This is a genomic window from Rhodococcus sp. EPR-134 (genome assembly GCF_001647205.1).
Taxonomy (GTDB): Bacteria; Actinomycetota; Actinomycetes; order Mycobacteriales; family Mycobacteriaceae; genus Rhodococcus_F; species Rhodococcus_F qingshengii.
The window spans coordinates 1-8185 of sequence record NZ_LVCT01000205.1 but is presented as its reverse complement, the minus strand read 5'-3'; the positions used below and the strand labels follow the sequence as shown (position 1 = coordinate 8185).

General features: G+C 64.4%; 9 protein-coding genes. 4 read left to right on the top strand and 5 right to left on the bottom strand.

The annotated features are described in order from the left end of the window. Together A2J01_RS09400 and A2J01_RS09395 are read left to right on the top strand one after the other, a co-directional pair. The coding region (locus A2J01_RS09400; RefSeq protein WP_064112579.1) for a coenzyme F420-0:L-glutamate ligase at positions 1-1143 on the top strand (1143 nt) is incomplete at its 5' end. Between the two features lie 4 nt (positions 1144-1147). Further along, positions 1148-1708 (top strand): NUDIX hydrolase, encoded by a 561-nt coding sequence (locus A2J01_RS09395; RefSeq protein WP_003940680.1) that lies wholly within the window; start codon positions 1148-1150, stop codon positions 1706-1708. Here A2J01_RS09395 and A2J01_RS09390 read toward each other — a convergent pair. From A2J01_RS09390 to rfbD, 4 genes are read right to left on the bottom strand one after another with little or no spacing between them, the layout of a single operon-like run. Continuing rightward, positions 1699-2469, bottom strand: coding sequence for an SGNH/GDSL hydrolase family protein (locus A2J01_RS09390; protein ID WP_003940765.1), 771 nt, complete (start codon positions 2467-2469; stop codon positions 1699-1701). The two genes, A2J01_RS09395 and A2J01_RS09390, sit on opposite strands and share 10 nt — an antisense overlap. A 32-nt stretch (positions 2470-2501) precedes the next feature. Continuing rightward, on the bottom strand, positions 2502-3584 hold the full coding sequence (locus tag A2J01_RS09385) for a sugar phosphate nucleotidyltransferase (RefSeq protein WP_037125580.1): 1083 nt from the start codon (positions 3582-3584) through the stop codon (positions 2502-2504). Continuing rightward, positions 3581-4495, bottom strand: a complete 915-nt coding sequence (locus A2J01_RS09380; RefSeq protein ID WP_003940999.1) for a glycosyltransferase family 2 protein — start codon at positions 4493-4495, stop codon at positions 3581-3583. Before A2J01_RS09380 ends, A2J01_RS09385 begins: the two co-directional genes overlap by 4 nt. 43 nt (positions 4496-4538) lie before the next feature. Beyond that, a complete protein-coding gene (gene rfbD, locus A2J01_RS09375; protein ID WP_042450118.1) occupies positions 4539-5378 on the bottom strand; it encodes a dTDP-4-dehydrorhamnose reductase in 840 nt (279 codons plus the stop codon). Positions 5379-5444: 66 nt separating this feature from the next. Here rfbD and A2J01_RS09370 point away from each other — a divergent pair, with 66 nt between their 5' ends. Together A2J01_RS09370 and A2J01_RS09365 are read left to right on the top strand one after the other, a co-directional pair. Further along, positions 5445-6974 carry an LCP family protein gene (locus A2J01_RS09370; RefSeq protein WP_269455298.1) on the top strand — a complete coding sequence of 510 codons (1530 nt, stop codon included), beginning with the start codon at positions 5445-5447 and terminating at the stop codon, positions 6972-6974. A 38-nt stretch (positions 6975-7012) separates the two neighbouring features. Continuing rightward, the gene (locus tag A2J01_RS09365) at positions 7013-7726 is read left to right on the top strand and encodes a TIGR03089 family protein (protein ID WP_064112577.1); all 714 of its coding nucleotides are present in this window, start codon (positions 7013-7015) and stop codon (positions 7724-7726) included. A gap of 3 nt (positions 7727-7729) precedes the next feature. Here A2J01_RS09365 and A2J01_RS09360 read toward each other — a convergent pair. Next, positions 7730-8185, bottom strand: a 456-nt coding sequence (locus A2J01_RS09360; protein WP_156519223.1) for an ABC transporter permease, incomplete at its 5' end; no start/stop codon positions are given.

The window sequence follows — 8185 nt, the reverse complement described above, 5'->3', positions numbered from 1 at the left end:
GAGCGCGACGCGGCACGACGCCTCCTGGTGGATCAGGAAGCCGTCCGCGTCGTGGCACGCAAGGGCCGCACTCTGATCACCGAGAACAAACTCGGAATCGTGCAGGCCGCATCGGGCATCGACGGCTCCAACGTCGACGGTGCCGAATTGGCGCTACTCCCCGTGGATCCGGATGCGAGCGCTGCGGGTCTGCGCGCCCGAATTCTCGAGAGCACGGGCAAGTCCGTCGCCGTCGTCGTCACCGACACGATGGGTCGTGCGTGGCGCAACGGGCAGACCGACGCCGCAATCGGTTCGTCCGGCATTCCGGTCCTGCACGGCTACCTCGGAGCACAGGACAGTCAGGGCAACGATCTGATCGTCACCGAGAGCGCGATCGCGGACGAAATCGCCGCTGCGGGCGACTTGGTCAAGGGCAAGCTGGGCGGCGTTCCCGTCGCCGTCGTTCGTGGGCTTCGGTTCGAGGACGACGGTTCGAGTGGCCAGGATCTGATTCGCCGCGGCCCGGACGATCTGTTCTGGCTGGGCACCGAGGAAGCTACGGCGATGGGCCGTGGCCAGGCGCTGCTGTTGCGTCGATCGGTTCGACAGTTCGCAAGTGATCCCGTCGACGCGGAGATCATTCGCAGCTCGATCGCCGAGGCACTCACCGCTCCCGCACCGCACCACACGAGACCGGTTCGATTCGTGTGGCTACGCACGGAGTCGGTCCGCACGGCTCTTCTCGAGCAGATGCGCGAGAAGTGGGCCGCCGATCTTCGCGCCGACGGTCGCAGTGACGAATCCGTCGAGGCCCGGGTTGCCCGCGGAAACATCCTGTTCGACGCCCCCGAGGTCGTCATTCCCTTCTGCGTGCCCGATGGCGCACACAGTTATCCGGATGCCGGACGAACCGCGGCGGAGTCGACGATGTTCACGGTCGCCGCCGGCGCGGCAGTGCAGGGACTGCTGGTCTCGTTGGCCACCCGCGGCGTGGGAAGCTGCTGGATCGGATCGACGATCTTCGCCGCCGATCTCGTACGCGAACAACTCGATCTCCCGGCGGATTGGCAGCCACTCGGTGCCATCGCAATCGGGCACCCCCTCGAACCACTGACTCCGCGCTCTGTCTCCGCCCCCGGGGACGCGTTGGTGGAGCTGTAGGTCCATGTCAGCCGAATCGCTGCACGCCTCCGCCAAGGGCGTCCTGGAGGGCTGGGAGACGTCCTCCGAAGCGGACGAATCATTGCGGCACACGATGCTCGCGTTCCTCGATTCGGCTCCGGACGGCTGCCTTCGTCGCCACGCACCGGGACACATCACCGCGTCGTCTCTCGTTCTCGACGAGAGTGGCTGCCACGTCTTGCTGACCCTGCATCCCAAGGTGGGCAGGTGGATTCAGCTCGGCGGCCACTGCGAGCCCGACGACGAGACGGTGGTAGATGCGGCATTGCGGGAAGCTCGCGAGGAGTCCGGAATTCACGACGTTCGGATAGACGCGGACCTACTCTCCGCCCACACGCATCCGATCACGTGCTCACTCGGAGTACCGACTCGCCATCTCGATCTACGGTTTCTTGTTGTGGCGCCGGACAATTCACATATCGTCCGCAGCGCAGAGTCCACCGACCTCAGATGGTGGCCGGTGGACGCGCTCCCACCTACAGCGGAACGCGAGACCATCGACCACCTGGTCGCGCTCGCCCGTCAGCGCAAGAATCAGGACTGAATCGGAGAAAGCTGGGGCTGCTTGGCGCTCACGCCGTCGCCCGAAGATGTTCCCTTCACGCGCCGAGCTACCCACGGCACCAAGAACTCTCGCGCCCATTGACGATCCTCGCGACGAGTTTCGGCTTTCGTGAGAACCGGCGCAGGCCCGAGATCGGGCGGGGTCAATCCGTGTTCGACGCCGAGCACGTCGAGCACACGCGTCGCCATGTTCTCGTGCCCGGAGGGCGACATGTGGAGGCGATCCCAGTCCCACATCCGAAGGTCCTGATATTCGGAGAATCGCCAGAAGTCGACGAGGGTCGCGTCGTGGCGGTCGGCCACCTCGCGAACAAGCTCGTTGTAGATCGCCAGACGTCCGCGGAGCTTGCCGAAGAAGGCGGACCATCCGGTGTCGTACGCGGTGAACATCAGAACCCGAGCGCCGGATGCAGTGAGCTGACCGATTGCCGAATCGTAGCGGGCGACCATCGCATCGATGTCGAGCTTCGGACGCATCATGTCGTTTCCGCCGGCGTAGATGGTCACCAGATCGGGCTTCAACGCCAGAGCGGGTTCCAACTGCTCGTCGATGATCGGTCCGAGTAGGCGACCACGAATCGCCAGGTTGGCGTAGCGGAAGTCGGGATTGTTCACCGCCAGCTGCTCGGCCACTCGGTCTGCCCACCCGCGCAGACCGTTGGGGAATCGTTCGTCGGCGTCGCCGACGCCCTCGGTGAACGAGTCACCGAGGGCAACGTAACGGCTCGGAAGAGAAGTCATACCCGCCAGTATTCCAGTAGGTCAGCTAACGATCACACATCTGTGCTGAAGCGCACGCCACCGTCCGGCAGCGTCACCCCCGGCCACACGCGTGCGCCGCGCAACAATTCGCACCGCGCACCGATGTCCGCGCCGTCGCCGATGACAGCGTCGCGGACCAGCGCTCGGGGTCCGATACGGACGCCGAATCCGAGGATCGATCGTTCGACCACCGCGCCGGCTTCCACAACGGCGCCGTCGAAGAGAATTGCACCGTCGAGGCGAGCGCCTGCGCCGACTTCTGCGCCCCGACCGACAACCGTGCCGCCGATCAGGACAGCGCCCGGCGCGATTCCGGCTCCGGGGTGAACCAGCGACTCGCCGCGCGGACCTTCGAGAGCCGGCGAAGGTGCGATACCTCGCACCAGGTCGGCGGAACCGCGAACGAAGTCCTCGGGGGTTCCCATGTCACGCCAGTACGACGAGTCGACGTGGCCGAACACCCGCTTGCCCTCGGCCAGCAGATTCGGGAACACCTCGCGCTCGACCGACACCGGTCGTCCTTCGGGGATCTGTTCGATGATTTCGCGCTTGAAGACGTAGCAGCCGGCGTTGATCTGATCCGTCGGCGGATCCTGGGTCTTCTCCAGGAATGCCGAGACTCGTCCGTCCTCGTCGGTCGGAACACAACCGAATGCTCGCGGGTCTCCCACACGAACCAGATGCAGGGTCACGTCGGCGTCCGTCTTCTCGTGGGTCTCGAGAATGCCGTTCAGATCGGTGCCACCGAGCACGTCGCCGTTGAACACCATGACGTTGTCACCGCGCAACTTCGGCAGAACGTTGCGGATTCCGCCACCGGTGCCCAGCGGTTCGGTCTCGAAGACGTAGTCGATCTCGAGGCCCATCTTGGAGCCGTCGCCGAAGTAGTCCTCGAATACCTCTGCCTTGAAGGACGTTCCGAGCACGACGTGCTTGATTCCGGCTGCCTCGATGCGGGCGAGCAGGTGCGTCAGGAACGGCAGGCCGGCGGTCGGAAGCATCGGCTTGGGTGCCGACAGCGTCAGCGGACGCAGCCGAGTGCCTTTGCCGCCTACCAGGATTACGGCGTCGGTCGGATTCGGATCGGACATCATTTTCCCCCGTGGTTCGAAACTGATGGGTTGTCGGTCGAGTTGTCGGTGCGAGCGCGCTCGCGAACTGCAGAAGCTACGGCGATCTTGGATCGCACCGCGAGGCCACCGCGCAAGGCAAGTCGTAGCGGAGCCTGCCACCAGTGCGGATGGCGATCAGCCTGGAACTGGTACGCACTGCGATGATGGGCAGGCAACATCAGTTCCGGATGACGTCCTGCCGCATGGCCTTTGGCATGGGTGACGACGGCCGAGGGGACGAATACGTTGAGCCACCCGGCTTTTCCGAGGCGGTCACCGAAGTCCACGTCCTCCATGTACATGAAGTAACGAGAGTCGAAACCTGAGATGGTGTCGAAGGCGTCGCGTCGCACCAGCAGGCACGACCCGGAAAGCCACCCCACTGCACGCTCGGTGACGGCCTCGTTCTCCTGACGGTAACGAGCAGTCCACGGGTTCTTCGGCCATACGGTACCGAGCAACGCGTGCCCGACGCCCGAGGTGATGTCGGGCACCGTTCGCGCCGACGGATAGACACTGCCGTCCGGTTCGAGGACCTTCGGCCCCAGTGCACCGGCCCTTGGCCACCGATTTGCCGCAGCCACCAATTCGTCGAGTGAACCGGGTGCCCATTGGACGTCCGGGTTGGAAATCACGACGAATTCGATCGACGAATCGATCTCCGCTACAGCCCGATTTATCGCTCCCCCGTACCCGATGTTTCCGCCGGTTCGAAGCAGACGGACATGCTCGTACTTGGCATCGGCGGCCTCGGGGGCACCATCGGTCGACCCATTGTCGGCCATGATGACCTGGGGTTTTTCTGTCGTCGCCACAGCGAGCGTGCTCAAGAAATTCTCGAGATGCTCGCCTGGCGAGTAGGTCACCGTTACCACGGCCAGCTTGGGACTCACGCCGGTCAGCCTAGCCGTCCGCGGCCACTGTCCCGAACAATGCTCACGCCAGAGCGGCGTGCAGAGCCTCTCGCCACGGACGCAGCGGCGTCATTCCCGCGGTAACCCACGCGCGCTCGGACAAGACCGAATATGCCGGGCGCGGGGCAGGGCGTACGAACTCCGCACTACTGCACGGGCGCACCCGAGCAGGGTCTGCTCCGATCTCCTCGAAAACAGCTCGCGCCAACTCGTACCAACTTGCTTGCCCGCCGTTGGTCACGTGGAATGTCGACGCACCCGTGAAGTCCAGCAGCGCGAGTTCGACGATGCCGCCGGCCAGATCGACGCTGTACGTGGGTGACCCGATCTGGTCGTCCACGACGTTCACGAATTCGCGTTCGGCTTCGAGCCTTCTCATCGTGGCGACAAAATCCGTGCCGACACCGGAGTACACCCACGCGGTGCGGACAACGGCCGCGTCAGCCCCCGACTCTCGAACAGCGATCTCGCCGTCCAGTTTGGTTCGGCCGTAGACCGTCGCGGGACCGGTCGGTGCATCGACGTCGTATGGCGAGCTTGCATCGCCCGGAAAGACGTAGTCCGTCGAAACGTGGATCAACCGCGAACCCACCCGCGCACAGGCTTGCGCGAGATTCCGCGGTCCGATCTCGTTGACCGCCCTCGCCGCCTCCTGGTCGGTCTCGGCAGCATCGACGGCCGTGTACGCAGCGCAGTTGATCAGCACCGAATCAGGCGAGACGAAGTCGTCAACCGCGCGGCTGTCGGTGATGTCGAGCTCGCGGGAACCGACGGCCGTCACAGTGTGACCCGCCGACGTTGCGAGAGCATCGATACGTGTTCCGAGCTGCCCTCGGGCGCCGGTGAGCAGGATATTCGTCACACGGTTGAGTCTGGCACGCCGCGTCGAGGTACCCGCGGCCGAGCATCGGACCAGTAACCTGAAGGGGTGTCCCACCAGCAACCGCAGCGCCGCGCGCGTCCACGACCTGCGCCGATTCGGACCAAGACGAGCCCGGCTCGCATAGCGGTCGCGGTGCTGTCCGTGCTCGTACTGCTGGTCACCGGGTTCGCATGGCGGGGTGTGGACTCGTTGAGAAACAGCCTTGCCACTGCCAGCGGACTCGGCCTCGGTGGCGGCAAGGACGGAGCAATCGACATTCTGATGGTGGGAACGGACAGTCGAACCGACGCGCACGGCAACCCGCTCTCACAAAGCGAGCTCGACTCGTTGCGCGCAGGTGAGGAAGTTGCGTCCAATACCGACACCATCATCTTGATCCGCGTCCCCAACGACGGGAGTTCCGCGACCGCGATCTCGATTCCCCGCGACGCGTACGTCAACGTCCCGGGTATCGGTATGTCGAAGATCAACGCCGCGTTCGGTGCCACCAAGGAAACCGAGCGGCTGAAGTTGGTCAACAACGGGTCGTCCGACAGCGATGCAGACAAGAAGTCGACGGAAGCCGGCCGGACCGCGCTCATCGGAGCGGTGGCGAATCTGACCGGCATCACCGTCGATCACTACGCCGAAGTCGGACTACTCGGATTCGTCCTGCTGACCAACGCAGTGGGCGGAGTCGACGTGTGCCTCAACGCGCCGGTCGACGAACCGATGTCCGGAGCCAATTTCGCGGCCGGGAAACAGACACTCGACGGCGCCGACGCGCTGAGCTTCGTGCGACAACGACACGATCTTCCTCGCGGCGACCTGGACCGGATCGTTCGCCAGCAGGTGTTCATGGCTTCTCTCGTCAGCAAGGTACTCAGCGCAAAAACCCTCAGTGACCCCGGCAAGCTCAGTCAGCTGACCTCGGCTGTCCAGCGTTCCGTCGTGATCGACGACGACTGGGACATAATCGAGTTCGCCAAGCAGTTGCAGAATCTGGCCGGCGGCAAGGTGCAATTCGAGACCATTCCCGTTCTCGACATCAACGGCATGACCGATTACGGCGAGTCCATCGTCAAGGTCGATCCCAAGGCCGTCAAGAAGTACATCGCGGGATTGGTCGGCGCCGACAGCGAGGACTCGGAGACCTCCGAAGCACCGACCACGGTGAATGCCTCCTCGATCACGGTCGACGTCGCAAACGCCAGTGACATCGCAGGGTTGGCCAGCGGGGTTTCCGAAGCGTTGAGTGCCCTCGGGTACAAGCAGGGTCAGGTCGGCAACAACACCGGCTCGGACGTCACCGAATCGACGGTGTTCGCAAAGTCCGCGGACGACGACGCAGCACTCGCGGTGGCCGAGGCACTCGGCGGTCTGACGGTCAAGGCGGATTCGTCATTGTCCTCGGGCAAGGTTCGGGTTGTCATTGCCGAGGACTACAGCGGCCCGCAGTCCGCGGACGCGGTATCCCCGTCCGAAGGAGCGACAAGCACGACTGAATCGTCGAGCACCACCGCGACCAGCCCCACTCCCGCCCCTCCCGGTCCGCCGATCGACGCGGCCTCCAACGGCCCGCGCTGTGTCAACTGAAAAATTGTGTGAACTGAACGGCTGCGTAAGCTGACGACGTGCCTTCGCCTGTAGACAACCTGACCGACGCCCTCCTCGGACCGATCCTGGCTGCCGACCCGGCCGGCCCTCGCGTGACCTACTACGACGACGCCACCGGCGAGCGCATCGAATTGTCTGCGAGCACTCTGGCCAACTGGGCGGCAAAGACAGCGAATATGGTCCGCGACGAGTTCGCTCTCGAGCCGGGCGGCAAAGTTGCCGTGCTGCTTCCCGCGCACTGGCAGAGCGTCGCCGTCTTGCTGGGTGTGTGGTGGGCAGGCGGTGAGGTGGTCCTCTCCCCCGACGCCGACGCCGAACTGGCTTTCGTCACTGCCGACCGACTGGACGATGTTGCGGACGTACCGGAGGTAGCCGCACTCTCACTCGACGCGTTCGGCAAAGGTTTGAGCGATCTTCCGCTCGGCGTCGCCGACTACGCAACCTCCATCCGTGTGCACGGCGCCCAGTTCCGTAGCGCCGGAGCCGGTTCGGCGCTCGAAGGCCGGTCCGTAGCGGACACGATCGACGCGGCACGGGCATCGGCGAAGAACGTCGAATTGGTGTCGACGGATCGTGTCCTCTCCAGTCGCACGTGGGACACGGCAGACGAATTGATCGACGGGCTTCTGGCAGTTCTCGCCGCGGGTGCCTCACTCGTGCAGGTGGCCCACCCGGACGCGGAAGCTACCGCGCGCCGAGTGGGCACCGAGAAGGTCACGAAACAGTTCTGAACGCTAGCTCGCGAGAGCTGTCACCGGTGACACCAGCCCCGCCCGCCTAGCGGGGAGCAGTGACGCGATCACACCGCAGATTCCGCCGATCAACACGATGGCTACCAACTGCACCCACGGCACTGCGCTGAGGGCGACGTCCTCGATCCCGAAAACCGATGCGGTACCGGCTACACCGAACACCATCCCGAACAGCACTCCGATCACCGATGCGACTCCTGCGACGAGCAGCGCTTCCCAGATCAACATGGCTCGAATTCCCTTCTTGGTCAGTCCGAGTGCGCGAAGCAGTCCGGATTCGCGGCGCCGTTCGAGAACGGACAGTGCCATGGTGTTTCCGACGCCGATCAAAGCGATCAACACCGCTACCGACAGCAATCCGGCAACCACCATGAGCATGGTGTCGAGGATCGAATCGAGAGCTGAACGCATCTCGGTCATGCCCTGAACATCGCTGCC